This window comes from Streptomyces sp. NBC_01260, assembly GCF_036226405.1.
GTDB classification, from domain to species: Bacteria; Actinomycetota; Actinomycetes; order Streptomycetales; family Streptomycetaceae; genus Streptomyces; species Streptomyces laculatispora.
Genome location: NZ_CP108464.1, coordinates 6696222 through 6720908, shown reverse-complemented (window position 1 = coordinate 6720908; position 24687 = coordinate 6696222). Strand labels below are relative to the sequence as shown.

Below are 24687 nucleotides of genomic sequence, written 5' to 3'. Positions count from 1 at the left end.
TCGCAGTCCCCTTCACCGCCGCACGTCACACCCCCCTCACGCAGGAGACCCGCTGTGACCATCACCCCGCCCGCCCTCAGTGTCTTCGAGACCCTGGAGTCCGAGGTACGTAGCTACTGCCGCGGCTGGCCCGCCGTGTTCGACCGCGCGCAGGGCGCCCGGCTGACGGACGAGGACGGCCACTCGTACCTCGACTTCTTCGCCGGAGCCGGCTCCCTCAACTACGGCCACAACAACCCGGTGCTGAAACGCGCGCTGATCGACTACATCGAGCGCGACGGCATCACCCACGGCCTCGACATGGCTACCACCGCCAAACGAGCCTTCCTGGAGACCTTCCAGAACGTCATCCTGCGGCCGCGCGACCTGCCGTACAAGGTGATGTTCCCCGGCCCGACGGGCACCAACGCCGTCGAGTCGGCGCTGAAGCTGGCCCGCAAGGTCAAGGGCCGCGAGTCCGTGGTCTCGTTCACCAACGCCTTCCACGGCATGTCGCTCGGCTCGCTGGCCGTCACCGGCAACGCCTTCAAGCGGGCCGGCGCCGGTATTCCGCTGGTGCACGGCACTCCGATGCCGTTCGACAACTACTTCGACGGCCAGGTCCCCGACTTCCTCTGGTTCGAGCGGCTCCTGGAGGACCAGGGTTCCGGGCTCAACAAGCCCGCCGCCGTGATCGTGGAGACGGTCCAGGGCGAGGGCGGCATCAACGTCGCGCGGGCCGAGTGGCTCCGTGCGCTCCAGGAGCTGTGCGAGCGTCAGGACATGCTGCTGATCGTCGACGACATCCAGATGGGCTGCGGCCGTACCGGCGGCTTCTTCTCCTTCGAGGAGGCCGGCATCACGCCGGACATCGTGACGCTGTCGAAGTCCATCAGCGGCTACGGCATGCCCATGTCGCTCTGCCTGTTCAAGCCCGAGCTGGACATCTGGGAGCCGGGCGAGCACAACGGCACCTTCCGCGGCAACAACCCCGCGTTCGTCACCGCCGCCGCCGCGCTCGACGCCTACTGGGCGGACGGCCAGATGGAGAAGCAGACGCTGGCCCGCGGCGAGCAGGTCGAGCACGCGCTGCTGGCGATCTGCGGCGAGCACGACAGCGCGCAGTTCCGCGGCCGCGGACTGGTGTGGGGTCTGGAGTTCAACGACCCCAAGCGTGCGTCGGCCGTCTGCGCCCGCGCGTTCGAGCTGGGGCTGCTGCTGGAGACCTCGGGTCCGCAGAGCGAGGTCGTCAAGCTGCTGCCGCCGCTGACCATCACCCCCGAGGAGCTGGACGAGGGCCTGCGCACGCTGGCCCGCTGCGTCCGCGAGACCGCCTGACCCGGGGCCGCCCCGGGCGGGCCCGATGAGATACACCGCTGCAGAGAGAAAGGCACCGACCCACCGTGATTGTCCGATCGTTCAGTGACATCGAGAACACCGACCGGCATGTGAAGGCCGCCTCCGGCACCTGGGAGAGCAAGCGCATCGTGCTCGCCAAGGAGAAGGTGGGCTTCTCGCTCCACGAAACCGTGCTGTACGCGGGTACGGAGACGTCGATGTGGTACGCGAACCACATCGAGGCCGTGCTCTGCACGGAGGGCGAAGCAGAGCTCACCAACGACGAGACCGGTGAGAAGCACTGGATCGCCCCCGGCACGATGTACCTGTTGAACGGGCACGAGCACCACACACTGCGTCCCAAGACGGACTTCCGGTGCGTGTGCGTCTTCAATCCTCCCGTCACCGGACGGGAGGACCACGACGAGAACGGCGTCTACCCGCTGCTGACCGAGGAGGGCTGAACCACCATGACCGCTGATGCACGTGCCGACCTGTACCCATCGCGCGGCGCCGCCGAGATGACCACTCCCCGCCAGGACCCGGTCATCTGGTCCGCGCCCGGCGCACCGGGTCCGGTCACCGCGAAGGACCTCCAGGGGTTCGAGCGCGACGGTTTCCTCACCGTCGACCAGCTGATCGAGCCGGACGAGGTGGCCGGCTACCACGCCGAGCTGGAGCGGCTGATCGCCGATCCGGCGGTCCGGGCCGACGAGCGCTCGATCATCGAGCCGAAGTCGCAGGACGTGCGATCGGTCTTCGAGGTCCACCGGCTCAGCGAGGTGTTCGGGCGGCTGGTCAGCGACGAGCGCGTGGTGGGCCGGGCCCGTCAGATCCTCGGTTCGGACGTGTACGTCCACCAGTCCCGGATCAACGTCAAGCCGGGCTTCGGCGCCTCGGGGTTCTACTGGCACTCGGACTTCGAGACCTGGCACGCCGAGGACGGTCTGCCGAACATGCGGGCGGTGTCCGTCTCGATCGCGCTGACCGAGAACCACGACACCAACGGCGGGCTGATGATCATGCCCGGCTCGCACAAGTCGTTCCTCGGGTGTGCGGGCGAGACGCCGAAGGACAACTACAAGAAGTCGCTCCAGATGCAGGACGCGGGTACCCCGTCCGACGAGGCGCTGACCAAGATGGCCGACCGGCACGGCATCAAGCTCTTCACGGGCCGGGCCGGTTCGGCGACCTGGTTCGACTGCAACTGCATGCACGGCTCGGGGGACAACATCACCCCGTTCCCGCGCAGCAATGTCTTCATCGTGTTCAACAGCGTGGAGAACAAGGCCGAGGAGCCCTTCGCGGCCCCGGTCCGCCGCCCGGAGTTCATCGGGGCGCGGGACTTCACACCGGTGAAGTAGGGCCGGTCCGCGGTGTGCGGGGGGGGTGGGACGGGGTGCCGTCCCACCCCCCGCGTCGTATCCGGACACCGGGCCGGGCGACACCGGACCGGGCAGAGACGTTAGTCGTGCGGGAGATCCTCGAACTCCCAGGAGTGTCCGGGCTCGTGGTCGGTGAACAACCAGCACGCCTGTCGCAGCAGGGGGGCGATGGTGGGGTCCACCTGTTCGCACGGTGCGGCGCAGACGTAGGTGAAGTCGTCACCGTTCCAGCGCAGCCATACGTCAAAGGTGCCGCGTCCCATGGTGTCCAGGCAGTCGGCGTGCTCACCGGTACGCCCCTTGCCGAGTTCGCAGATGAGCCGGTCGGGGAGTTCCTCGATCCCCGCTTGCCGGTGTGCCTGTGCGGTCCGGAACCAGGGTGGGCGGACGGGTGAGTTGCAGTGGATCACCATGAGCTCTCCGGTTGAGGTGGACGATCCCGGCCGAGACGGTGACGGGGTGCTTGCGGCGCGGCCGGCCGCCCGCGGCGCGGCGTGGGCGGAGCGGCCATCCGGCGAGCGTCACCAGCAGGCCGACGGCGGGGTCGAGCACGGTGAGCACGTCGGGTCCGCCGGCTTCCAGACGCGCTATCGCCTGCTCCTGCTGGTCCGGATCGTGTGCCCACGCCCGGAGCCCGTCCGGGACGGCGGGGCTCCGAAAGCAGATCGGCCGGACGTCCCGTATGCCGCGGGGTGAGAGCTCGCGGACGCCGGGCCCGTCCGCGAGCCGATGCGCCTGTCGTCGAAGCCACCGCAGCGCGAGCCGGCGGTTCGCCGCGGTCGCCCCGCCGAGCGAAACCGCCCTCCAGCCGGCCGTCGCGGTGACCTCCACCCTGTAGGGCGCGCCGGTCAGGGTTCTCACAGCACCTCACCCCGGCTCCGCGCGTTGCACCGCGCGTTCTCGGCCCGCAGCCGCTCTATGGCGTCCGCCGGGCGAACGTGCTCGGGCTCGGCCTCCCACTCGGTGCCGCCGCAGACCGGCCGCAGCGACCAGTACGGGCCGGCGACCCCTCGGAACTCGCCCACCCGGCCTTGACGGGCGGTGTCCACCATGAGCGTGCCGGGAGCGGGAACGTGATGAGGTCGTCCGTTCGAAGAACCGTTTACTGCGCACACGATCGTGCCTCTCCGTAGCCGTTCCACTACCAAGGCGGCCCAGCGTGGCCTACGGTCGGCCCGTACTCAACGTGGCAGGTACGGAGAACACATTGGTAAACATCAAGGAGTTGAACCCGGACGCGTCGCCGGAAGCGGCGTACGGTGCCCGCTTACGCAGGGCACGAGAGGCGCGCGACTGGAAGCAGGACGACCTCGGTGGACGGATCGGATACACCGGACGGCACGTCTCCGGCGTAGAGAATGGTCGTAAACCGCCAACCCGCAGGTTTTCGATCGGTGTTGATGCCGCACTGGGGCTCGAAGGAACAACCGATTCCTTTGAGCGCGAGTGGCGGGACATCCGGCACGGCAGTCTGCTGGAAGGCTTCCCGGAGTACGTGGGATACGAGGGCAGGGCAGCGGAGATCCGGCTGTACGAGGTAGGCGTTCTGCCCGGTCTGCTCCAGACCCCGGAGTACGCGACCGTCCTTGCCGAGAGCGCCGTCAGGCGGAGAGCGATCACCTCCGAGCAGGCGCACGAGCGGGCCAGCCTCGTCGCGGAGCGGCAAGCAGCGCTCGTACGGAAGTCCGCTCCGCCGCTTGTCCTGGTGGTGCTTGACGAGAGCTGCATCCGTCGGCCCGTAGGTGGATCAGCGGTCATGGACGCGCAGTTGGCACGACTGGTGGAATTCGCCGAGCTGCCGAACACCGTGCTCCAGATCGCCCCGTTCAGCATGGCGGAGCACCGCCCGTTCGATCTGCCGCTGTACATCCTGACGCTCTCGGACCGCCAGCTCATGTCGTACGCGGAGTCCGCTCAGCAAGGCCACCTCGACCGGGAAAACACTTCCGTGGTGCCCCTGTTGACCGCCTACCATCAGTTGCAGGCTGGAGCGCTCTCGCAAGCGGCATCCGTGGCCATGATCGAGCAGTTACGAAAGGGCACACCGTGACAACCGATTCCCCCCGCTGGTTCAAGTCCTCCTACAGCAACAATGGCGGCGCCTGCGTCGAGGTTGCCGCCAACGTCGCCGCCTCGCGCGGCATGGTCCCCGTCCGTGACTCCAAGGACCTGAGCGGCCCGGTGCTGACCGTTCCCGCCAACGCGTTCGCCTCGTTCGTGGCGGGCGTGAAGGCCGGAGGGTTCGACACCGTCTGACCGACCGGTTCAGCGGAGCCCCGTCATGCATCGCGTGGTGGGGCTCCGCCGCGCCCGGGGACACGGCTGAGGCACCGCCCCTTCCGCCCCTCCGCCGTATCTCAGTGGACCCGACGGCGCCCACGGGCGACAGTGAGGCCCATGACTTCACACGTACACCACGTCACCGTCGACTGCGGCGACGCCTACAAGCTCGCCACGTTCTGGGCCGAGGTGCTGGGCGCCTCCCTGGCCGACGACGATTTCCCCGGTGACCCCGAGGCCCTAGTCGAGACCCCCGGTACCGCGCTGCTGTTCATCACCGTGCCCGAACCGAAGAGCACCAAGAACCGCATCCACTTCGACATCCAGCCGGACGACCGCACCCGGGACGAGGAGGTCGAGCGGCTGCTCGCCCTCGGCGCCACCCTGGTCGGCGACCACCGCAAGCCGAACGGGCGGGGCTGGGCGACGCTGGCCGATCCGGAGGGCAACGAGTTCTGTGTGGAGTGCAGTGCGCGTGAGCGGGCGCTGCTGACCGGGACGCGGCTGCCGGTCACGGCGGACGACGTGACGTCGGCGGTGCGGCTGGCGGTCGCCGCGCTCAAGGAGGCCCCGGCGCAGGGCTGGCACACCCCGGCGGGGACGCTCACCTGGAGCTGCTGGGAGACCGTGGAGCACCTGAGCGACGACCTCTTCGGGTACGCGGCCCAACTGGGTCCGCAGTCACCGCCGTTGGACAGCCATGTGCCGTTCCACTGGGCCGCACGCCGCGAGGGCGGACCGGCCAACGCGATCTTCGCGGACCCGGCGGCCGGTACGGCGGGTCTTTTGCAGACCCTGGAGGCCGGCGGGGCACTGCTCGCGGCGATGGTCAGGACGACCTCCCCGGACGTCCGCTCGCACCACAGCTACGGGATCTCCGACGCGGAGGGATTCGCCGCGATGGGCATCGTGGAGACCCTGGTGCACACCCATGACCTCGCGGCGGGCCTCGGCGTCGACTGGACGCCGCCCGCGGACCTGTGCGACCGGGTGCTGGCCCGGCTCTTCCCCGGCGCCCCGGACGACAGCGACCGGTGGACCGTACTGCTGTGGTCCACCGGTCGCGCCGAACTGCCGGGCCGGGAGCGGGTCACCTCATGGAAGTGGCACGGTGCGCCCCTGGACGAGGCTCCGCGGCAGTAGCCGGACCGCCGGTGGGAGAAGCCGGCCGCCGCCGCCATCAACTCAACGGCACCCGGCCACATCAAGCCCGTCGCAGCCAGGGCGTGCCGCCCGCCACCGAACTGGTCCGCCGCGACTCGGCCTGACGTCCGGTGAACCGGGCCGCGGCGCGCCGGTGCGGCGCCGCGGCCGGCCCGCCGGGTCTCACGCGCCCAGCGCCGGGTAGTCCGTGTAGCCGCGGTGGTCGCCCCCGTAGAAGGTCGCCCGGTCCGCGGCGTTGTAGGGGCCGCCGGCCCGCAGCCGCTCCGGCAGGTCCGGGTTGGCCAGGAACAGTGCCCCGTACGAGATGACCGACGCCACGCCCTCCTCGATCAGGGCCAGCGCCTCGGGTCCGGTCGGGCCCTCGCTCGCCGGGTTGAGGACGAGCGTGCCGTTGAACTCCTTGCTCAGCGCCCCGGTCAGCGCGCGGTCGTCGGCCTTGCCCTCGACGATGTGCAGATAGGCGAGCCCGAGCGGTTCGACGGCCTGCACCAGCGCCCGGTACGTGGCCTGCGGCGCGGGCTCGTCGATGTCGTTGAACGGGTTTCCGGGCGAGATCCGGATCGCGGTGCGCGCGGCTCCGATCTCGGCGGCGACGGCGCGCACGGTCTCGGCCGCGAACCGGATGCGGCCCTCCACGGAGCCGCCCCATGCGTCGGTGCGCAGATTGGAGTTGGGCGCGAGGAACTGGTGGATCAGGTAGCCGTTGGCACCGTGCAGCTCCACGCCGTCGAACCCGGCGTCCACCGCGTTGCGCGCGGCGGTCACGAAGTCGGCGATGGTGGCCCGGATCTCGGTGCCGGTCAGCTCGCGCGGGATGACGAAGTCCTTCGGGCCCTCGTGGGTGAAGACCTGCCCCGACGCCGCGACCGGGGAGGCGCCGACCGGGGTGAGCCCGTCGGGCAGCAGGACCGGGTGGCCGATGCGGCCGGCGTGCAGGAGCTGCGCGAAGATCGTGCCGCCCTTGTCGTGCACGGCGTCGGTGACCCTGCGCCAGCCGGCGACCTGTCCGTCGCTGTGCAGCCCGGGTGTGCTGGGGTAGCCCTGCCCGACGGCCGAGGGCTGGACGCCCTCGGTGATGACGAGCCCGGCCGAGGCGCGCTGGGCGTAGTACTCGGCGGCCAGCTCCGTCGGTATACCGCCCTCGCCCGCCCGGCTGCGGGTCATCGGTGCCAGGGCGATGCGGTTGGCGAGCTGTGTGCCGGCCAGGTCCAGCGGGTCGAACGCGGTGGTCATGGAGAGCCTCCAAAGATTTACATGGTCGGCCAAGTATTTGCGATGCGTGCCACTGTAGCGCATTACTTGGCCGACCAAGGTAAAGTCGCGGGGAAGCCCCGGTACCCACGGCGCGACCGCCGCGGGGGCCCGCCGCACACCATCCCGAGGAGCCGCGATGACGTCCGACCCCGCCTGTACCGAGCTGCCGAGCGCCGCCCGGGGCGGCCCGGTCAGCCATGCCGTGTCGCGCCTCGCGCGGCTCCACCGGATCGCGGCGGGCAGGCTGCTCAAGAGCGCGGGCCTCTACCCCGGCCAGGAATTCCTGATGATGTACCTCTGGGACGCGGGCGCGGTGCGCCAGTCGGAGGTGATCAAGGCCGTCGACCTCGATCCGTCCACGGTCACCAAGATGCTCCAGCGCCTGGAGCAGTCCGGACACGTCCGCCGCAGCCCCGACCCGGCCGACCGCCGGGCCGTCCTGGTCGAGGCCACCGAGGCCAGCTGCGCCCTGCTCTCCGACGTGGAGCGGGCCTGGACGAATCTGGAGGAGCACACCCTCGCGGGCCTGGACAGGGGCGAGCGCGAGGAGCTGGCCCGGCTGCTGGCCAAGGTCGAGGGGAACCTCTGCCGGGAGGCGGCGGACTGCCCGGAGAACGGCTGACCGCACTCGCGGGCGCCGGAGAGCCGCGAGAGTCAGGGAGTCAGGGAGTCAGCCGGACAGAACGTCCAGTGCGCGGTCCACGTCGGCCTCGGTGTTGTACAGGTGGAAGGCGGCCCGTAGATTGCCGGCCCGGTTGGAGACCATCACCCCGGCCCGCGCCAGTTCCGCCGCCCGGTCCCCGAGTCCGGGCACCGCGACCACGGCCGTCTCCCCCGGCACCGCCGCACGCCCCAGCCCGGCCAGACCGGCCCGGAAGCGGGCCGCCAGCCCGGTGGCGTGGTCGTGAACGGCATCGATGCCGATCTCGTTCAGCAGCGCGAGGGAGTGCTCGGCACCGTGGTACGAGAGGAACGCGGGCGGCTCGTCGTAGCGGCGGGCGTCGGGCGCGAGCTCGGCGACCGGCCCGTAGGTGCTGCCCCACCGGTCCTCGGCACTGACCCACCCGGCGAAGACCGGCCGCAGGGACTGCTGCGCCTCCTCGGTGACGGTGAGGAACGACGCGCCGCGCGGGCAGAGCAGGAACTTGTAGCCGCCCGCGACCGTGTAGTCGTACGCCCCGGCATCGAGCGGCAGCCAGCCCGCGGACTGAGTGGCGTCCAGCAGCGTACGGGCCCCGTGGGCGGCGGCCGCGGCCCGCACCGCGCCCAGGTCCGCGAGCCGGCCGTCGGCCGACTGCACGGCGGAGAAGGCGACGAGCGCGGTCCCGGGGCGCACCGAGTCGGCCAGCTCCGCCAGCGGGACGTACCGCATCCGCAGATCCTCGCGGACCGCGAACGGGGTGACGACCGAGCTGAACTCCCCCTCGGGCGCCAGCACTTCGGCCCCGGCCGGGAGCGAGCAGGCGATCAGCCCGACATGGACAGCGACCGAGCTGCCGACCGCGACCCGGCCGGCCCCCACACCGGCGAGGCGCGCGAAGCCCTCCCTGGCGCTGTCCGCCGCCTCGAAGTCACCGGCACCGTCCCGGCGGCCCGTGGCGTTCTCCTCGGCGAGGGCCTTCACCGCGTCGACGGTCCGGCGGGGCAGCAGCCCGCAGCTCGAGGTGTTGAGATAAGCGGTCTCCGGCGCGAACTCGGCGTCGACCGCACGGCTGAGCGAAGAGATCATCATGCGCCCAGCCTGAAGCCCCCTTAACTCATAGTCAATCACGCATAGTTAAGGGGTAGCCCCAAGCAACGCTTATGCGTACGGGCGACCGGAGGTCAGCCGTTGCCGCCCGCCGTCGGAACCTCGCACGCGCCATCGGTGTCACACGCCGCGGCGTCCCCGCCGATCGCGGTCAGCGGGCGGTCCTGCCACGCCTGTTCCAGGGCCTGGGCGAAGACCTCGGCGGGCTGGCCGCCGGAGATCCCGTACCGCCGGTCCAGCACGAAGAACGGCACTCCGTTGGCACCCAGCTCGGACGCCTCCCGCTCGTCGGCCCGCACCTCGGCCGCGTACGCCTGCGGGTCGGCGAGCACCGCGCGCGCCTCGTCGGCGTCCAGACCGGCCTCGACGGCCAGCTCGACCAGTACGTCACCGTCGAAGACGGACCGCTCCTCGGCGAAGTTCGCCCGGTAGGCGAGGTCCAGCAGCTCGTCCTGACGGCCGCGGGCCTTGGCCAGGTGCAGCAGCCGGTGGATGTCGAAGGTGCTGCCGTGGTCGCGCCCCTCGGCGCGGTAGCCGAGCCCTTCGGCGTGCGCGTTGGCCGCGACGTTCGCCTCCATGGACCGCGCCTCCTCGGGGGCACGCCCGTACTTCTGCGCCAGCATGTCGATGACCTGCACGGTATCGCCCTTGGCACGCCCCGGGTCGAGCTCGAAGGAGCGGTGCACCACCTCGACCTCGTCGCGGTGGGCGAACCCCGCCAGGCCCTTCTCGAAACGGGCCTTGCCGATGTAGCACCACGGGCAGGCGATGTCGCTCCAGATCTCGACGCGCATGACTCTTCTTCTCTCCAGGCTCTCGGGCGGCCGCTCGCGCAGCACGGAGGGACCCTCCGCTCCCTGGGGAACGCTTGTCCGGGCCCTGGTCATTCCCCAGGTCTCTCCTCCCCGCACCGGAAGGCCCGACTACAGGAAGGTCCGGTTCATCGGACGGGGCAGCGGTTCCAGCGCACCGGCGTCACGGAGGCGCACATAGGCGTCCACGACGGCCTCGATGTCCCCGGGCGGTGCGATGTCGAGGAGCACGCCCTCTCCGGCCGGTTCCTCACGGGCCACGCCCACCCCGTCGGGGACCAGGGCCGCACGCCCCGGGGAGAGGTAGCCGAGCCGGCCGACGCACAGCTGGGAAAGCGTGTAGTCGTAGCCCGCGTCGTCCTCCAGGGCGTCGAGCAGGTCGTCGTCGGTCACATCGCCGATGTCCGGCTGCCAGACGTCCGCGATCAGTGCGAGAAGCGCGGCTTCCGGGACCTCGGCGCCGTCCGGCGAGAGCACCGTCAGCACGACCGCCTGGGTCACGTACTCCGATTCGCCGCCGCCCCGTCCGGAGATTTCGATCTCCCAGCCCGGCCCGCCCCTGCTCGTGAGGCTCAGGCCGGCCCCGTCCGAGGTCTGCGGGGAGTCGTGATCGGCCTGCAGCGCGGCTCCCAGTTCCGCCTCATCGGGCCGCAGTCGCGTGGGACGGCCGGACCCGTGGTGCTCGGTCCAGGTCCACGGCTGCCCCGCCGGGGCGGAACCCGCCGCCGGGAGCAGTGCGGGAAGCGCGTCCAGCATGGTCTTCCAGCGACCCGCGAGCTCCGGGATCGACTCCTTCCGGGGTCCCCAGAAGCCCCGCACCACACGTCGCATGTCCTGCCTCCACCGTTGTGAGCCGTCGTAGGTCCCGCCCGCAACCGCACGTGCGGACCGGCGCGCGCCCAGGCTAAGGGATGTCCCGTGATCCCTGGCGGGCGCGCGACCACAGCCGCGACGCCCGCGCCCACCCAGTACGCGCGGGACCGCTGGCCGGCCCTCAGTCGAAGGCCCCGGGCTTCCTGGTGCTCTTGGCCGGGTTCTGCTTGCTGTAGACGACCTTGATCGGAAGTCCCTTGTCACGGAACGCCTTCCTGGCCGCCTTGGCGACGTCCGGGTCGGAGAAGTGCCATTCGACCGTACGCCCGCCGGAGGCGCTGACCTGCTCCGTCGCCTCCTTGATGAACTTCTCCCGGCCGGAGTCGGTGAGCGTTCCGCTGTCCCCCTTCTTCAGGTAGCTCTTGTAGCCGTTCTTCGCCTCCAGGAAGGTCTGCCGGCCGGAGTCCCAGCCGTCGTACTCCACCGGCGGCTTGCCCTCCTTGGGGTTGGCGACGATGTACTCGTTGCCGCGCTTGGTGCCGGTGATCTGTTCCTGGTACCGCAGCCAGGACTCGTTCTTCCAGTTGGGCTTGGGGTTGCGGTCGCGGCTCCCCCAGTACCCGTCGCCGGCGTCGGCGGAGCCGAGCTCCCGGTCCTTCAGGTCCTTGGCCCAGTCCGGGGAGTTGTAGTTGCGCGGGTCGGAGGTGTCGTTGCGCTTGGCGTCCGGCCACGGCTTCTTCTTCTCCAGCGCCTTGGCGGCGCGGTCCTTCTCCTCGGCGCGCTTCTTGTCCGTCCAGGCCGCGCGTTCCTGGTCGCGGGCCTCCTTGGCCTTGGCCTCGGCCTCCTTGTCGCAACCGCTGTCGGCAAGGACCACACGGTCCGGCGGGCCCGCGGCGAGCACACCGGTCCCGGCCCCGGCGACACCGGAGCCCGCGTAGCGGGTCAGGGGGCCGAACGCGATGGTGCAGCCGGTCTTGCGGGCCGAGTCCTCGGCCTTGTCCGCCGCGTCGTCGGCCTCCTTCGCCGCCTTGCGGGCGCCGTTGACATCTCCGGCCTCGGCGGCCTTGCGGGCCCTGCGCGACGCCTTGCCCGCGTCCTCGGCGGCCTCCGCCACATCGGCGGCGATCTTCCCGATCTTGCCGAGCCTGCTGGTCTTGCCGACGACCTTCGCGACGTCGTACCCGGGGATGAAGAGGGACCCGACGTTCCACACGACGTCCGTGACGGCCCGGGTCTTCTGCCCGTTGTTCCACCGTTCGCGCACGTCGTCGCCGACGAACATGTCGTCGCCGACCTTCACCACGGTGTTGAACGACGCCTTGCCGTAGTCCCACGCCGAGCCGAAGTAGTCGCCCTTGCTCCACTTGTTCCCGGCGTCCTTGGTGTCGTCCATCCACTGGCTGCCGAGCTGCTTGCCGTAGCCGGCGATGCCGGACCACGTCGAGGGCTTGAAGAGGTCGACGACCCCCGTCACATCGCCCCAGACACCGTCCACGGCGACGCCCTTGACGACCTGCGTTCCGCGGTCCCAGGCGCAGCCGAAGAAGCCCCAGCCGCCGCAGTCCTCCTTCTTCTCCCCGCCGCCGTCGCCGGAGTCCCCCGAGTCGTCCTCACCGGGTGCGGAAACGTCGTCGTATTCGGCCTCGGGCTCGGCGGCGGTCTCGGGATAGGTGTCCGTGCCGGGCCCATCGGGACCGGCCGTACCACCCGAGTCACCACCACCCGAGTCGCCACCACCCGAGTCGCCACCACCGGGGTCACTGCCGCCGGGGTCGCTGCCGCCCGAGTCGCTGCCGCCGGAGGAGCCGGAGTCGGAGGAGCCGGAGTCGGAGGAGCCGCCCGCCCCGCCGGTCGTGGTGCTGCCGTCGGTGGTCTTGCCGTTCGCACCGCCGCTGCTGCCGTCCGTGCCGCCGGTTCCACTCGCCCCGCCCGTGCCGGTCGCCCCGCCGGTGCCGCTGGACGCGCCGCCCGCGTCCGCGCCGCCGACGACCGTGGCGCCCGGGTCGGCGCCACCCGTGTCCGCACCACCGGCATCCGCACCGCCCGCACCCGCGCCGCCGGCCGAGTCACCCGCGTTCACCGAGTCGCTGCCGGTGCCCGTCACCGGGCAGGACGTGCCCGTGAGCGAGCAGATCGCGGCCTGGATGCGGCCCGTGATCTGGCCGCCCACACCGCTCAGCAGCAGGGCACCGACGATGGCCACGACGACCATGACCAGTCCCAGGTACTCCAGGGAGGACTGTCCCCGGTCGCGACGCCACGTGATCATGTGGGCGAAGGAGAACTCCGGCTCGTTCTCCCGCTCCCGCTCCGGCAGGCGGAACCAGGCACGGCTCTCCGCCCGGGTCAGGAACACCAGGATGAGCACCGGCAGGAACACCTGCGTGAAGCCGTGCACCGATCCGTCGACGGCATTGGCGGCGCCGCCGAGGATCAACCACACCTGTACGGCGACCAGTCCGCCCCACACACCCCTGCCGCCGGTCCACACGCGCCGCGACAGCAGCCACCCCACGACGCCCGGAACGGCCCCGTACAGCAGCAACCCGAGGACGACACCGTCCACCGCGTCGGCGGCGAGCGCGGAGCCGAACAGGCCGACGGCGCCCAGCAGCGTCGCACCGAAGAGGACGTGCAGCAGCAACCGGGCCGCGCCCATGGCGCGCGGCAGTGCCCGCCGCCCGGACCCGGGTGCCGGTCCGACGCCTCCGTACGCGGATATGCCACCAATCGCAGACATGCCCAGTCCCCCAACTACGCAGCCCGTGCCCGGGATGACGATTCCTCAGGCTACGACCCCCGGGGGCCCACCGTCATGGGCCCCCGGGCCCGGCTCCGGTCCCAATGGCGCCGGGCCCGCGCTCAGTGACGCCCGGGAGCCGGTCAGCGCGGCGGGTACGGGGCGGCCGGAACCGCCAGGCGCAGCACCAGATGGGTGCCCGCGCGGGGGTGTACCGGATCGGGGGCCCAGCCGCGGGCCACGTAGAACGACTGGGCGCGGGTGTTGTGGACGAACACCTCCAGGCGGGCTTCCAGCACCCCGTCCCGCTGCCAGGCCGCCACGCACGCGGCGTGCAACTCGGTCCCGATGCCCTCGCGCCAGTGGGCCGGTGCCACATGGAGCTGGGTGAGGTGCGTGACGCCGTCGCGTACGGAGTGGGCCGCGATTCCCGCGAGGACGCCGTCCCGTTCGGCGCAGAGCACGGTGGCGTCGTCCCGGCCCATGGCGCGCGCCCAGCCGTCCCGGCTGCGGCCGACCTCCTCGGAGCCCGCGTACTCCTCCTCCGGGAGGTGGCCTCGGTAGTAGGTGGCGCGTGCCTCGGTGTGCAGGTGGACTATCGCGTCGAGATCGGCGGGCGTAGCAGTTCGGATCATGGTGAAGAGGACGCGCCGGGCCATCCGGAGGTTGCGGCCGGGTCCACCCTCGGCCGTGCTCAACTCGACCTCGCCCGGCCCGAGGTGGCGGACCGGGCCCCGGTGGGGCGGGGGCCCGGTCCGCCGGTGATCGGCTAGATCTTGCCGGCTCCCGCCCCGCCGGTCACCGAGGAGACGACGGACGAGGCCGGTTCGGCGGTGTACGAGTACGGCGCCTGGGTGAACGTACCCACCTGCGAGATCTCGGTGGCCGCGCCGCCGAGGTCGTTGCCGCGCTCCACGACGTATCCGTCCTTGTCACTGTCACGGATGGTGGTGATGGCGACCCCGGTGCTGCGGAAGACGTTGTTCTCCACCAGCATCTGCGCGCCCATCCGGGAGTGCACCGCCGTCGAGGCGCCCACGACGTAGTTGTCGTAGAAGTGACCGGTGCCGAAACGGAGGCTGGGAATACGGGAGTTGACGTTGTTGAAGTAGTTGTGGTGGTAGGTCACACGGAGATGGCCGGTGTCCTCGCTCGCGTTGCTGTCGCTGTGGCCGACCAGGCTGCCCTTGTAGTGGTCCTTGAAGGTGTTCCAGGAGACGGTGACCTGGTCGGAGGCGTGGGTGATGTCGAGCAGACCGTCGTAGTAGTCCTTGTCGTGGTCGCGGTCGGCGGAGAAGGTGTTGTGGTCGATCCACACCTTGGTGGACTTCTGCACGGTGATCCCGTCGGCGGGGGCCACCGGCTTGCTGATGTTGAGGTTGCGGATCACGATGTTCGTCGAGTTCTTCAGCCGCAGCCCGCCACCGGTGAACCCGGAGGACGAACCGACGCCGAGCACCGTGGTGTTGGAGCCGACGTCGACCTGGCCGCTCAGCGAGATGATCCCGCTGACCTTGACCGTCTTGGCGGCGGTGCCGGTGACGGCCGTCTTGAACGCGGCGAGGCTGGTGACGGTCACGGCGGAGGAGCTGCCGCCGCCGGTCGTGCCGGCCCCGTAGCCCACCGGGGAGGATTCGGCGGCCCCGGCGGAGCCCGGAAGCATGGCGACGGCGACGACGGCGACTGTCCCGGCGGCGAGGGCCGTGAGGCGGCGGCTACGGGTGCGGAGGTGGGTGCGCATGATGTCCCTTCGGTACGACGACGTGCGGGGAGGGTGCTGTACTGAGCGGCTCGAACGCGTCTCGGTGCGTCCGTTTGGCGGCCGCTGTCCCTCTGTTGTCGTCGCCGGGGAGCTGGGGGTTGCCGGGTCGGGGGCGTAATTTCTTCACTGCGAAGGGGAGTTGGTTCGGTCCGTGGTAGCGGCTCGACTCCTCGCAGGACGCGGAGCGCGCGTCCGCCGGGACGATACGGACTCTGTTCATCGGCATCTTGAGGGCCGGCTCGCCGACCGGGTGGACGCACACCCACTGCGGGGCAAGGCGCGCAGATGTCCCGCCTCCGCGACAACGAGCACAGCCGGCCGGAGGTGGTGGAACGGGAGGGCCAAGCAGCGTCACCGCCGTCGCACGCCGGCTCCGGCGGCGCGGGCGGGGGCACCTGCTCGGCGTGACCACCGGGATCTCCGGGAGAAGTCCAGCGCGTCTGCTCGGCGGAGCCTCGCCAGCAGGACCTCGTGCCGGCGAAGCCGCACGCCGGTCTCGGTCCACTCGGCCAGGACTCATAGCGACCGCGGTAGCACCAGGTGGCACGTCATCACGGCGCTGCTGATCAGGCCTGCGCGGACAGCCTCGGAGTGAGCAGTTCCAGCGCTTCCTCCCAGCGGAAGCGGCCGCCCCCGCCGCCGGCCTTCGGTGAGTGGGGTTCGTACGAGCCGATCATGACGCCCATTCCGCGCAGCCGGTCCAGACTCAGCCGGTACGCGGGGTGCGCGGCCTGGGCCGAGTTCAGGTGCGGGAGGACGGCGGTGGGGATGCCCAGGCCGTACGCCTCGCACAGGATGCCCACGGCCAGGGTGTCGGAGATTCCGGCCGCCCACTTGTTGATGGTGTTGAACGTGGCCGGGGCCACCGCGATCGCGTCGGGGGGCGGGAGCGGTCGCGGGTCACCGGGTGCGCGCCAGGCCGAGCGGATCGGGTAGCCGGTCCGGGCCTCCACCGCCGCCGCGTCGATGAAGCCGAGGCCCTGCGGGGTGGCGACGACGCCCACGTCCCAGTTCGCCCGCTGGGCGGCCGTGATCAGCTCGTGAACGTCGCCGGCGATTCCGGCCGCGCACACGACGACGTACAGGAAGGGCTTCTTGGTCTGCGGGCCAGGCTGATCGCTCACGCGGGGCTCCCGGTCGACGGCTGAGGTGAAGCGGTTCCCGGCAGGGTACGACGGCGGTCGCGCGGGGAAGCCACCTGCCCTCTGCACGGCGGCCGTTCGGGGGTGCGCCGCCGCCTGTGGTCGTGCCGCGTGGTGCAGGTCCGTCAGGACAGCACCACGCGGCACGGACGAGCCCGCACGGCGGGACTTGGGTCAGCTGCCGTCGCGGAGGTCGGCGAGGCCCGTCGGGCGGAACGCGATCCGGTCGAAGGAGGCCTCGCAGCCGTCCCCCGTGGGTGACTGGACCAGGAAGCCGACGGACGCGGCGGCCGCCTGCTCCGGGGTGCCCAGGGCGAAGACGCGGACGAAGGTCCACTTCTCGCCGTCGGCGGAGGCGTGGCAGGCGAAGGCGTTGCCGGTACGGCTCAGCCGCAGCCAGTGGCTGTCGCCGTCCACGACAAAGGAGTTGACGTCGTCGGAGTGGCCCCGGGTGACGACGGTGCAGATGGTGGGGCGGTCCGGGGAGAGCTCCAGGCAGACCTTGGCCCACTCGCGGTCGCCGACGTGGAGGTAGAGGACCCCCGCGTCGAAGGCGGCGGCGAAGCCGACCCGGACCCGGGCGATCAGCTGGAAGTCGCCCTCCGGGGCGGCGCCCAGCAGCCGGGGTGCGTCGCTGTCGGGGTCGAGGGCGGCGCCGCCCGGCGGGACGAAGCGGTCCTGCCGGGCGCCCGCGCGGGCGGACAGGGTGCCGTCCTGGTAGCTCCACCCGGCCGCGGGGCCGAACGGTTCGAGGCCGAAGGGGAGTTCGGGAATTCGCAGGGTCATGCGCGGCGTCCGTCCACCCGGCGCGGCAGGCCCTGCGGGTTGTCCTCGCGGAGCTCCGGCGGGAGCAGCGCCTCGGGGGTGCTCTGGTAGCTGACCGGGCGCAGCCAGCGCTCGATCGCGGTGGCGCCGACCGAGGTGGAGGTGGAGGTGGAGGCCGGGTAGGGGCCGCCGTGCTGCTGGGCGGGGGCGACGGCGACGCCGGTCGGCCAGCCGTTGACCAGGACGCGTCCGGCCAGCGGGGTGAGCGCGGCGAGGAGTGCGGCGGCGCTGCCGTCGGCCTCCTCGGTGGCGATCTGGAGGGTGGCGGTGAGGTTGCCGGGCAGCCGGGAGAGGACCGCGGTGATCTCGTCCTGGGAGGCGTAGCGGGCCACAACGGTGACCGGGCCGAAGCACTCCTCCAGGAGGGCGTCGTGCGGGCCCTCGGTGGTGAGCAGTGCCGCCGGTACGGTCAGGAAGCCGGCCGCGACGGTGTGTTCGCCGCCCGCTCCGGGGGTGACCGGGGCTTCCACGTCCGGGAGTCCGGCGCGCTCGCGCACTCCGGCGAGGAAGGCGTCGCGCATCCGGTGGTCGAGCAGGACGCCCGCCTCGGTGTCGCTGACCGCCTCGGTGAGCGACTTCAGCAGCCGGTCGCCGGTCTCGCCCGCGGGGGCCAGGACGAATCCGGGCTTGGTGCAGAACTGGCCGGCGCCCATGGTCATCGAGCCCGCGAGACCGGCACCGATCTGCTCGCCGCGCTCGGCGGCGGCCGCCTCGGTGACGACGACGGGGTTGAGGGAGCCGAGCTCACCGTGGAACGGGATGGGGGCGGGCCGGGCCGCCGCCGCGTCGAAGAGGGCGCGTCCGCCGCGCACCGAGCCGGTGAAGCCGGCGGCGCTGACGAGCGGGTGGCGGACCAGTTCGACGCCCGCCTCGAAACCGTGCAGCAGGATCAGGACGTCCTCGGGGAGTCCGACCTGGGCGGCGGCCCTGCGCAGCACGGAGGCGCAGAGTTCGGAGGTCGCCGGGTGGTCGGGGTGCGCCTTGACGACGACGGGGCAGCCGGCCGCGAGGGCGCTGGCGGTGTCGCCGCCGGGGACGGAGAAGGCGAGCGGGAAGTTGCTGGCCGCGTAGACGGCGACGACGCCGAGCGGGATCTTGTAGCGGCGCAGATCGGGCCACGGCGGGGTGCGGGTGGCATCCTCGTGGTCGATGTGGATGTCGAGGAACGCGCCCTCGTCCACGACCTCCGCGAAGGCCCTCAACTGGGCTGCCGTGCGCGCGAGTTCGCCGGTGAGCCGGGCCGGGCCGAGCGCCGTCTCGGCGTCGGCGGCCTCGATGACGTGCTCGCCCGCCTCGGCGAGCAGATCGGCCGCTGTGCGCAGGAACGCGGCGCGCACGGTGCGGTCGGCGAGCGAGGCCCGTACGGCGTGGGCGGCCCGGACCGCCCGGTCGACCTCCTCCGCCGTAGCCTCCACCGCAACCTGCTCACGCGGGTTCCCGGTGCGGGGGTCGACGCTCCAGACTGGTGCTGCTGCCACCGTGTTTCCTTCCGCTCCACTGCCACACATCAGAAGATGTTCGGTATTCTGAACAGAGTTCCTGATCGTGAATATGAAGCGACTCTATTTCCGGGCGTTCGGTGTTGGCAAGAAGTCGCAGGTTTCGTAAGTGGGCTGGAAGGGGCGTAGGGCGATGTCGGTTGCCGAGTCTGGTGGGGCACAGGTCAAGTCCGCGGTACGGACGGTGGAGCTGCTGGAGTACTTCGCCGGACGGCCGGGCATGCACTCGCTCGCCGCGGTGCAGGAGGCCGTCGGCTACCCCAAGTCCAGCCTCTACATGCTGCTGCGCACCCTGGTCGAGCTGGGCTGGGTGGAGACGGACGCGACCGGGACGCGGTACGGGATCGGGGTACGGGCGCTGCTGGTCGGCACCTCGTACATCGACGGCGACGAGGTGGTGGCGGCTTCCCGCCCCACCCTGGACCGGCTCTCGGACGACACCACGGAGACCATCCACCTGGCCCGTCTCGACGGGACGAACGTGGTGTACCTCGCCACCCGCCAGTCCCAGCACTATCTGCGCCCCTTCACCCGTGTCGGCCGCAGGCTGCCCGCGCACTCCACCTCGCTCGGCAAGGCGCTGCTGGCCACCCACAGTGACGAGCAGGTGCGCAAGATGCTGCCCGAGACGCTGCCCGCGCTGACCGAGCACACCCTGACCGACCGGGAGAAGCTCATCGAGGAGCTGCACCTGATCCGCGAGCAGGGATACGCGGTGGACCGCGAGGAGAACACCCTGGGGCTGCGCTGCTTCGGTGTCGCGATCCCGTACCGTACCCCGGCCCGTGACGCCGTCAGCTGCTCGGTGCCGGTCGCCCGGCTCACGCCCGCGCACGAGCAGATGGTCAAGGACGCGCTGTTCGACGCCCGCGACCGGCTGACGCTCGCGACCCGGAGGCTCTGACCGTGGATGTCTCGCTGCGCCCGGTGCGGGACGGCGATCTGCCGCTGTTCTTCGCCTGGATGGCCGACCCGGAGTCGGTCCGCACGGCCGCCTTCACCGCCGAGGACCCCACCGACCGGCACGCGTTCGACGCCCACTGGGGCCGCGTCCTGGCCGACGCGTCGGTCGTGATGCGTACCGTGCTCGCCGACGGTGCGGTGGTCGGCAACGCCGGAGTCTACGGACCGCCGGACAGCCGCCAGGTCACCTACTGGATCGACCGGGCGCACTGGGGCCGCGGACTGGCCACCGCGGCGCTGCGGGCGCTGCTCGGCTCCGTACCCGAGCGCCCGCTGTACGCGCGTGCCGCGGCCGACAACACGGGATCGCGGCGGGTACTGGAGAAGTGCGGGTTCACCGTGACGGGCAAGGACCACGGCTACGCGCACGCCCGCGGCGAGGAAACGGACGAGCTGCTGTTCACCCTGCCCGGGTGAGCCCGCGCCGCCGGCCGGGCTCCGCCGCTCGGCGGAGGCGGATCGTCGCCCGGCATGACGTGCGCGTGCGGGCCGCGCGGAAGCGTGGGCCGCATGACACAGACACCGCTCGCGCCTGCCCCGGCACCGGTTACCGGCCGGCTCCGCAGCTGGCTCCGCACCCTCGCGATCATCTCCTGCCTGCCCTACATCGTGCTCAAGGCCGCCTGGATCTCGGGCAGTCGCATCGGGATGCCCGAGGGCAGCTCGCTCCTCGACCACCGCACCACGATGATCGTCGCCAACGGCATCTCGGTCCTGATGGACAGCGCGGTGGTGGTCATCGCCCTGCTGCTCACCCAGTCCTGGGGCCGGCGGGTGCCCGCCTGGCCGCTCGTTCTGCCGATGTGGGTGGCGACCGGTCTGCTGCTGCCGATCATGACCGGCTATCCGCTTCAGCTGCTGGTCCAGGCCCTGGGCGGTGAGATCACCGGCAGCGGCGGCTCCGCCCGGCCCTTCCTGGACGAATGGGTCTTCGCCGTCGTCTACACCGGCTTCATCATCCAGGGCCTGACCCTGGGAACCCTCTTCGCGCTGTACGCGAAGGACCGCTGGGGCCACCTCTGGCAGGGCACGCTGCGCGAGCTGCCCGCCAGCCCCACGGCCCCCGCTCTGAGGGCCGCCGCCGTCGCCGCCTCGCTGGTCGCCCTGATCCCCGGCACCATGCATCTGCTCTGGGCCGCCGGATCGACCGCCGGGCTCAACGAGGCCCTGATCGCGGAGAGCAACAGCGGCTCCCGCGTCGTCGACGCGGTCGACGTCCTCTTCGCCGCCGCCGCCGTCGCCGGGGTCGTGCTCCTCGCCTTCCGCCGGAACTCCGCGCTGCCGCTGCGGGTGCCGCTCGCGCTGGCCTGGGGCGGCTCCGGCGCGGTGGGCTGCTGGGGCGGCTGGATGGGCCTCGCCGCGCTGAGCAACATCGACGACATGGCCCATCGGCCCACCCCCGCCCTGGTGCTGACCTACGCTGTGCAGATGCTGGTCGGAACGCTGGTGGTGACCCTGGGCGCGTACTTCCTGACCGAGCGCGCGGCCGGTACGCGGCCGCCGTCCGGCCTCCGGGCGTGACGCCGCTGCTCGGGCGGCGGGCCCGGCTGCGGTGGCTGCACCTGATCATCGGCGGCGCCCTGTTGATGCCGTACTTCCTGGTCGGCACGGTGATCGTCGGCTCGTACAGTGCGGACGCCAATGTCTTCAGCTCACCAGTCAACCAGCTGACCGCCTTCGGCTTCGCCCTGCCGATGGCCGCGGTGACCGCGCTCTTCCCGCTCGCCCGGCCGCTGTCGGTGGCCGCCGCCCGCGCCCTGTGCGGTCTGCCGCCGGACCGGCCGCTCGCCGACGGGCCGGCCAGGACCCGGCAGGCGCGGGCCCGCGCGGCGCTCTGGTACACCCTGCACGTGGCGCTCGGCGGCATCATCAGCGGCATGACGCTGGCGCTGACCCCCTTCGCGGTGGGCGTGAGCGTGCTGCCGTTCCTCTCGACCGTGCGCGACTCCCCGGCGCTGGACGTGCCGCAGGCGCTGGACCGACCGTGGCTCCTGGCCCTGGCACCGCTCGCCGGGATCGCGATGCTGGCGGCGATGGCCGGCTGTGCGGCGGCGGCCGGGGCGCTGCTGGCGAACCGGGCGCCGGTGCTGCTGGGGCCGACCCCCGACGACCGGCTGGCCGCCGCCGAACGCCGGGCGGCCGCTCTCGCGGTACGCAACCAACTGGCCCGGGAACTGCACGACTCGGTCGGCCACGCGCTCAGCGCCGTCACCCTCCAGGCGGGCGCGGCCCGCAGGGTGCTGGACAGCGACCCGGAGTTCGTCCGCGAGGCGCTGACCGCGATCGAGGAGACGACGCGGCGCACGGTCGGCGAGCTCGACTCGGTGCTCGGGCTGCTGCGGCAGGGCGCCGAGGACGCCGCCGGTCCGGCGGGCCCGGGGCTCGACGCGCTGGACGGGCTGCTGGCGCGTTGCGGGGTGCCCGTCTCGTACTCCGCCGAGGGCGACCAGGGCGCGGTGGCCAAGGCCGTGGCGCGCGAGGCGTACCGGATCGTGCAGGAGGGGCTGAGCAACGCGCTGCGGCACGGCGGGCACGGTGCGCCGGTCCGGTTGCGGATCACGGTGCACACGGAGGAACTGGAGATCGTCATGGACAGTCCGCTGCCCGAACGGCCTCCCCCGCTGCGCCCCGGTGGCGGCCACGGGCTGCACGGCATCGCCGAGCGCGCCGTACTGCTCGGCGGCCGGACCGGGGCCGGACCGCACGACGGCGGGTGGCGGCTGACCGCCTGCCTCCCCCTGCGCACTCCCGGAAGGGGGCGGCCATGAGCACGTCGGTCCGGGTCGTCGTCGCCGACGACGAGCGCATGGTCCGTACCGCCCTGCGGGTCATCCTGGACGCCGAGAGCGGACTGGAGGTCGTCGGCGAGGCCTCGACCGGCGCCGAGGCCGTCTCCGTGGTGCGCGAACTGCGCCCCGACGTGGTGCTGATGGATGTGCGGATGCCGGAGACCGACGGCATCCGAGCCACCGAGCTGATCCTGGCCACGCTCGACCCGGCCCCCCGCATCATCGTCGTCACCACCTTCGAACACGACTCCTACGTGTACGAGGCGCTGCGCGCCGGGGCCGCCGGCTTCCTCCTCAAGCGGGCCGCGGCCGAGGAACTGGTGCAGGCGGTGCGGCTGGTGGCCCGCAGCGACTCGCTGCTCTTCCCCGCGGCGGTACGGGGCCTGGCGGCCGAGTACGGGAGGCGGCAGCCGTCCGCCGCACCCGCCTGGGTGGCCCGGCTCACCGACCGGGAGTCGGACGTCCTGCGGCTGATGGCGGCCGGGCTCACCAACGCGGAGATCGCCGCGCGGCTGCGGGTGGGCCCGGCGACGGCGAAGACCCATGTGGCGGGCGTCCTCGCGAAGACCGGTGCCCGGGACCGCACCCAGGCGGTCATCGCGGCCTACGAGTCGGGGTTCATCACCCCGGGCTGAGCCGGGGACACGGCGGCGACGATGAGGAATGGGTGAGAAGCGGCACACCCGGGAACGCCGCGCCGCACCCCGCACGTCCCCCTACGGGATGAACAAGACCATAAGGCGCGCCTCGGTCTTCTGCCTGCTGCTGGTCCTCGCCCTGCTGGGGCGGGCGACCTGGGTGCAGGCGTACCAGGCACGGGCGCTCGCAGACAACGACCACAACCGGCGGAACACCATCGCGCAGTACGCGCAGCCGCTCGGGGACATCATCGTGGCCGGCTCGCCGGTCACCGGATCGAGGAGGACGGAGGGAAGCGATCTCGCGTACAAGCGCACCTACAAGCAGGACGGCCTCTACGCCGCCGTCACCGGATACAGCTCACAGGCCTACGGCTCGACCCAGCTCGAAGGGATCTACAGCCATGTGCTGGACGGCACCGACGACCGGCTGAAGAACCCCCTGAACGTGGTGACAGGCGAGAAGGCCGATCCGGGCAGTGTGCTGACCACGATCGATCCGGACGTGCAGAAGGCGGCGCACGACGCCCTCGGTGACGACAAGGGCGCGGCCGTGGCGATCGACCCGAAGAGCGGGCAGATCCTGGGGATGGTCTCCTCGCCCTCCTACGACCCGTCCGACATCAGCGGGACGACGGACGGCGACACCTGGAAGAAGCTGCTCGCGGACCCGGACAAGCCACTGGTCAACCGCGCACTGCGGCAGCCGCTGGCGCCCGGTTCGACGTTCAAGCTGGTGGTGGCGTCCGCCGCGCTGGAGAACGGGCTGTACAGCTCGGTCGACGAGGCCACGAAGAGTCCGATGCCCTACACGCTGCCCGGCACCAGCACCCCCCTGAAGAACGAGAGCGCCTCCGCCCCCTGCGAGAACGCGACGCTGCGCGTGGCGCTCCAGTACTCGTGCAACAACGTCTTCGGCAAGGTCGCCGCCGATCTCGGCCAGGACAAGGTGCGGGCGATGGCCGAGAAGTTCGGCTTCAACAGGGAGGACCTCGATGTGCCGGTCAGGGCCTACAAGAGCGTCTACCCGGCCAAGATGGACGACGCGCAGACGGCACTGACGGGCATCGGCCAGTTCGAGGTCACCGCGACCCCGCTCCAGATGGCGATGGTCTCCGCGACCCTCGCCAACGGCGGTGAGCTGGCCGCACCGCACATGGTCTCCAAGGTGACGGACTCCGAGGGCGGCACGCTGGAGGACTTCGCGGACGGCGACATGAAGCGCGTCGTCTCCGAGTCCACCGCCAAGCAGCTGCGCAGCGCGATGGTGACCGTCGTGGAGCAGGGCACCGGCACCAACGCCCGGATCGACGGCGCCGAGGTGGGCGGCAAGACGGGCACGGCGGAGAACGGCGTGGGCAACAGCAACACCCCGTACGCCTGGTTCACCTCGTACGCGAAGGACAGGTCCAGCGGCCAGGAGGTCGCGGTCGCCGTGATCGTGGAGGACTCGGGTTCGGCGGCGTCGGAGGTCAGCGGCAACGGCCTCGCGGCCCCGATCGCCCAGAAGATGATGAAGGCCGCGCTCCAGCGGTGACCGGAGGAACATGACGC

Annotated in this window: 26 protein-coding genes; 14 read left to right on the top strand and 12 right to left on the bottom strand. The window is 71.7% G+C overall.

The features are described from left to right. The first annotated feature begins 54 nt into the window (after nt 1-54). The 3 genes from ectB (at nt 55) to thpD (ending at nt 2681) form a co-directional block, all read left to right on the top strand. Nucleotides 55-1317, top strand: a complete 1263-nt coding sequence (ectB, locus tag OG322_RS29965) for a diaminobutyrate--2-oxoglutarate transaminase (RefSeq protein WP_123469126.1) — start codon at nt 55-57, stop codon at nt 1315-1317. A 65-nt stretch (nt 1318-1382) separates the two neighbouring features. Beyond that, nucleotides 1383-1781, top strand: a complete 399-nt coding sequence (locus tag OG322_RS29960; protein ID WP_123469128.1) for an ectoine synthase — start codon at nt 1383-1385, stop codon at nt 1779-1781. 6 nt (nt 1782-1787) lie between these two features. After that, nucleotides 1788-2681, top strand: coding sequence for an ectoine hydroxylase (gene thpD / locus OG322_RS29955; protein WP_123469130.1), 894 nt, complete (start codon nt 1788-1790; stop codon nt 2679-2681). A 101-nt stretch (nt 2682-2782) separates the two neighbouring features. Here thpD and OG322_RS29950 read toward each other — a convergent pair whose 3' ends face one another. Next, nucleotides 2783-3115 carry a hypothetical protein gene (locus OG322_RS29950; protein ID WP_164494304.1) on the bottom strand — a complete coding sequence of 111 codons (333 nt, stop codon included), beginning with the start codon at nt 3113-3115 and terminating at the stop codon, nt 2783-2785. Between OG322_RS29950 and OG322_RS29945 the strand changes: the two genes are divergently transcribed. Further along, complete coding sequence (locus OG322_RS29945; protein WP_185095667.1) at nt 3114-3398, top strand: hypothetical protein; 285 nt, start codon at nt 3114-3116, stop codon at nt 3396-3398. The genes OG322_RS29950 and OG322_RS29945 overlap by 2 nt on opposite strands. 161 nt (nt 3399-3559) lie before the next feature. On the opposite strand, the gene OG322_RS29940 is transcribed toward OG322_RS29945, so the two are convergent. Next, nucleotides 3560-3754 carry a hypothetical protein gene (locus OG322_RS29940; RefSeq protein WP_241199923.1) on the bottom strand — a complete coding sequence of 65 codons (195 nt, stop codon included), beginning with the start codon at nt 3752-3754 and terminating at the stop codon, nt 3560-3562. A gap of 155 nt (nt 3755-3909) precedes the next feature. Between OG322_RS29940 and OG322_RS29935 the strand changes: the two genes are divergently transcribed. The 3 genes from OG322_RS29935 (at nt 3910) to OG322_RS29925 (ending at nt 6125) form a co-directional block, all read left to right on the top strand. Next, nucleotides 3910-4752, top strand: coding sequence for a DUF5753 domain-containing protein (locus OG322_RS29935; protein WP_123469134.1), 843 nt, complete (start codon nt 3910-3912; stop codon nt 4750-4752). Further along, nucleotides 4749-4958 (top strand): DUF397 domain-containing protein, encoded by a 210-nt coding sequence (locus OG322_RS29930; protein ID WP_123469136.1) that lies wholly within the window; start codon nt 4749-4751, stop codon nt 4956-4958. Before OG322_RS29935 ends, OG322_RS29930 begins: the two co-directional genes overlap by 4 nt. 141 nt (nt 4959-5099) lie before the next feature. Then, entirely contained in the window at nt 5100-6125 is a 1026-nt protein-coding gene (locus OG322_RS29925; RefSeq protein ID WP_123469138.1) for a VOC family protein, read from the top strand. Between the two features lie 183 nt (nt 6126-6308). On the opposite strand, the gene OG322_RS29920 is transcribed toward OG322_RS29925, so the two are convergent. Then, entirely contained in the window at nt 6309-7379 is a 1071-nt protein-coding gene (locus tag OG322_RS29920; protein WP_329307239.1) for an alkene reductase, read from the bottom strand. Nucleotides 7380-7536: 157 nt separating this feature from the next. On the opposite strand from OG322_RS29920, the gene OG322_RS29915 reads away from it, so the two are divergent. Continuing rightward, nucleotides 7537-8022 (top strand): MarR family winged helix-turn-helix transcriptional regulator, encoded by a 486-nt coding sequence (locus OG322_RS29915; RefSeq protein WP_124283768.1) that lies wholly within the window; start codon nt 7537-7539, stop codon nt 8020-8022. A gap of 48 nt (nt 8023-8070) precedes the next feature. Here OG322_RS29915 and OG322_RS29910 read toward each other — a convergent pair whose 3' ends face one another. From OG322_RS29910 to OG322_RS29870, 9 genes are all read right to left on the bottom strand, one after another. Beyond that, nucleotides 8071-9132: an aminotransferase class V-fold PLP-dependent enzyme gene (locus OG322_RS29910; protein WP_266412307.1), complete on the bottom strand. Its 1062-nt coding sequence runs from the start codon at nt 9130-9132 to the stop codon at nt 8071-8073. Nucleotides 9133-9224: 92 nt separating this feature from the next. Further along, nucleotides 9225-9944, bottom strand: a complete 720-nt coding sequence (locus OG322_RS29905; protein WP_123469146.1) for a DsbA family oxidoreductase — start codon at nt 9942-9944, stop codon at nt 9225-9227. A gap of 129 nt (nt 9945-10073) precedes the next feature. After that, on the bottom strand, nt 10074-10793 hold the full coding sequence (locus OG322_RS29900; protein ID WP_329307238.1) for a hypothetical protein: 720 nt from the start codon (nt 10791-10793) through the stop codon (nt 10074-10076). Nucleotides 10794-10956: 163 nt separating this feature from the next. Continuing rightward, entirely contained in the window at nt 10957-13515 is a 2559-nt protein-coding gene (locus tag OG322_RS29895) for a Tox-REase-5 domain-containing protein (protein WP_329307237.1), read from the bottom strand. 143 nt (nt 13516-13658) lie between these two features. Further along, complete coding sequence (locus OG322_RS29890; RefSeq protein WP_123469837.1) at nt 13659-14150, bottom strand: GNAT family N-acetyltransferase; 492 nt, start codon at nt 14148-14150, stop codon at nt 13659-13661. A gap of 134 nt (nt 14151-14284) precedes the next feature. Then, nucleotides 14285-15256 carry a pectate lyase family protein gene (locus OG322_RS29885; protein WP_123469154.1) on the bottom strand — a complete coding sequence of 324 codons (972 nt, stop codon included), beginning with the start codon at nt 15254-15256 and terminating at the stop codon, nt 14285-14287. Nucleotides 15257-15843: 587 nt separating this feature from the next. Next, nucleotides 15844-16401 carry a flavoprotein gene (locus OG322_RS29880; RefSeq protein WP_123469156.1) on the bottom strand — a complete coding sequence of 186 codons (558 nt, stop codon included), beginning with the start codon at nt 16399-16401 and terminating at the stop codon, nt 15844-15846. A 192-nt stretch (nt 16402-16593) separates the two neighbouring features. Further along, the gene (locus OG322_RS29875) at nt 16594-17205 is read right to left on the bottom strand and encodes a DUF1349 domain-containing protein (RefSeq protein ID WP_123469158.1); all 612 of its coding nucleotides are present in this window, start codon (nt 17203-17205) and stop codon (nt 16594-16596) included. After that, a complete protein-coding gene (locus tag OG322_RS29870) occupies nt 17202-18722 on the bottom strand; it encodes an aldehyde dehydrogenase (NADP(+)) (RefSeq protein WP_123469160.1) in 1521 nt (506 codons plus the stop codon). Before OG322_RS29870 ends, OG322_RS29875 begins: the two co-directional genes overlap by 4 nt. A gap of 154 nt (nt 18723-18876) precedes the next feature. On the opposite strand from OG322_RS29870, the gene OG322_RS29865 reads away from it, so the two are divergent. The 6 genes from OG322_RS29865 to OG322_RS29840 all read left to right on the top strand — a co-directional run bounded on the left by OG322_RS29865 (nt 18877) and on the right by OG322_RS29840 (nt 24670). Next, nucleotides 18877-19647: an IclR family transcriptional regulator gene (locus tag OG322_RS29865; protein WP_123469162.1), complete on the top strand. Its 771-nt coding sequence runs from the start codon at nt 18877-18879 to the stop codon at nt 19645-19647. Nucleotides 19648-19649: 2 nt separating this feature from the next. Beyond that, entirely contained in the window at nt 19650-20123 is a 474-nt protein-coding gene (locus OG322_RS29860; protein WP_123469164.1) for a GNAT family N-acetyltransferase, read from the top strand. Nucleotides 20124-20216: 93 nt separating this feature from the next. Beyond that, a complete protein-coding gene (locus tag OG322_RS29855) occupies nt 20217-21227 on the top strand; it encodes a hypothetical protein (RefSeq protein WP_123469166.1) in 1011 nt (336 codons plus the stop codon). After that, complete coding sequence (locus OG322_RS29850) at nt 21224-22474, top strand: sensor histidine kinase (RefSeq protein WP_329307236.1); 1251 nt, start codon at nt 21224-21226, stop codon at nt 22472-22474. Before OG322_RS29855 ends, OG322_RS29850 begins: the two co-directional genes overlap by 4 nt. Beyond that, nucleotides 22471-23130: a response regulator transcription factor gene (locus OG322_RS29845; RefSeq protein WP_123469169.1), complete on the top strand. Its 660-nt coding sequence runs from the start codon at nt 22471-22473 to the stop codon at nt 23128-23130. The genes OG322_RS29850 and OG322_RS29845 overlap by 4 nt, the downstream gene beginning before the upstream one ends. Nucleotides 23131-23218: 88 nt before the next feature. Then, nucleotides 23219-24670, top strand: a complete 1452-nt coding sequence (locus tag OG322_RS29840; RefSeq protein WP_124283773.1) for a peptidoglycan D,D-transpeptidase FtsI family protein — start codon at nt 23219-23221, stop codon at nt 24668-24670. Nucleotides 24671-24687: the final 17 nt, after the last annotated feature.

Coding starts and splice junctions, on each gene's coding strand:
- OG322_RS29895 (WP_329307237.1), bottom strand. CDS start 13,515: ATGTCTGCGATTGGTGGCATATCCGCGTACGGAGGCGTCGGACCGGCA.
- OG322_RS29890 (WP_123469837.1), bottom strand. CDS start 14,150: ATGATCCGAACTGCTACGCCCGCCGATCTCGACGCGATAGTCCACCTG.
- OG322_RS29950 (WP_164494304.1), bottom strand. CDS start 3,115: ATGGTGATCCACTGCAACTCACCCGTCCGCCCACCCTGGTTCCGGACC.
- OG322_RS29910 (WP_266412307.1), bottom strand. CDS start 9,132: ATGATGATCTCTTCGCTCAGCCGTGCGGTCGACGCCGAGTTCGCGCCG.
- OG322_RS29875 (WP_123469158.1), bottom strand. CDS start 17,205: ATGACCCTGCGAATTCCCGAACTCCCCTTCGGCCTCGAACCGTTCGGC.
- OG322_RS29865 (WP_123469162.1), top strand. CDS start 18,877: ATGTCGGTTGCCGAGTCTGGTGGGGCACAGGTCAAGTCCGCGGTACGG.
- OG322_RS29885 (WP_123469154.1), bottom strand. CDS start 15,256: ATGCGCACCCACCTCCGCACCCGTAGCCGCCGCCTCACGGCCCTCGCC.
- OG322_RS29840 (WP_124283773.1), top strand. CDS start 23,219: ATGAACAAGACCATAAGGCGCGCCTCGGTCTTCTGCCTGCTGCTGGTC.
- thpD (WP_123469130.1), top strand. CDS start 1,788: ATGACCGCTGATGCACGTGCCGACCTGTACCCATCGCGCGGCGCCGCC.
- OG322_RS29845 (WP_123469169.1), top strand. CDS start 22,471: ATGAGCACGTCGGTCCGGGTCGTCGTCGCCGACGACGAGCGCATGGTC.
- OG322_RS29925 (WP_123469138.1), top strand. CDS start 5,100: ATGACTTCACACGTACACCACGTCACCGTCGACTGCGGCGACGCCTAC.
- OG322_RS29920 (WP_329307239.1), bottom strand. CDS start 7,379: ATGACCACCGCGTTCGACCCGCTGGACCTGGCCGGCACACAGCTCGCC.
- OG322_RS29945 (WP_185095667.1), top strand. CDS start 3,114: ATGAGCTCTCCGGTTGAGGTGGACGATCCCGGCCGAGACGGTGACGGG.
- OG322_RS29905 (WP_123469146.1), bottom strand. CDS start 9,944: ATGCGCGTCGAGATCTGGAGCGACATCGCCTGCCCGTGGTGCTACATC.
- OG322_RS29900 (WP_329307238.1), bottom strand. CDS start 10,793: ATGCGACGTGTGGTGCGGGGCTTCTGGGGACCCCGGAAGGAGTCGATC.
- OG322_RS29915 (WP_124283768.1), top strand. CDS start 7,537: ATGACGTCCGACCCCGCCTGTACCGAGCTGCCGAGCGCCGCCCGGGGC.
- OG322_RS29940 (WP_241199923.1), bottom strand. CDS start 3,754: ATGGTGGACACCGCCCGTCAAGGCCGGGTGGGCGAGTTCCGAGGGGTC.
- OG322_RS29855 (WP_123469166.1), top strand. CDS start 20,217: ATGACACAGACACCGCTCGCGCCTGCCCCGGCACCGGTTACCGGCCGG.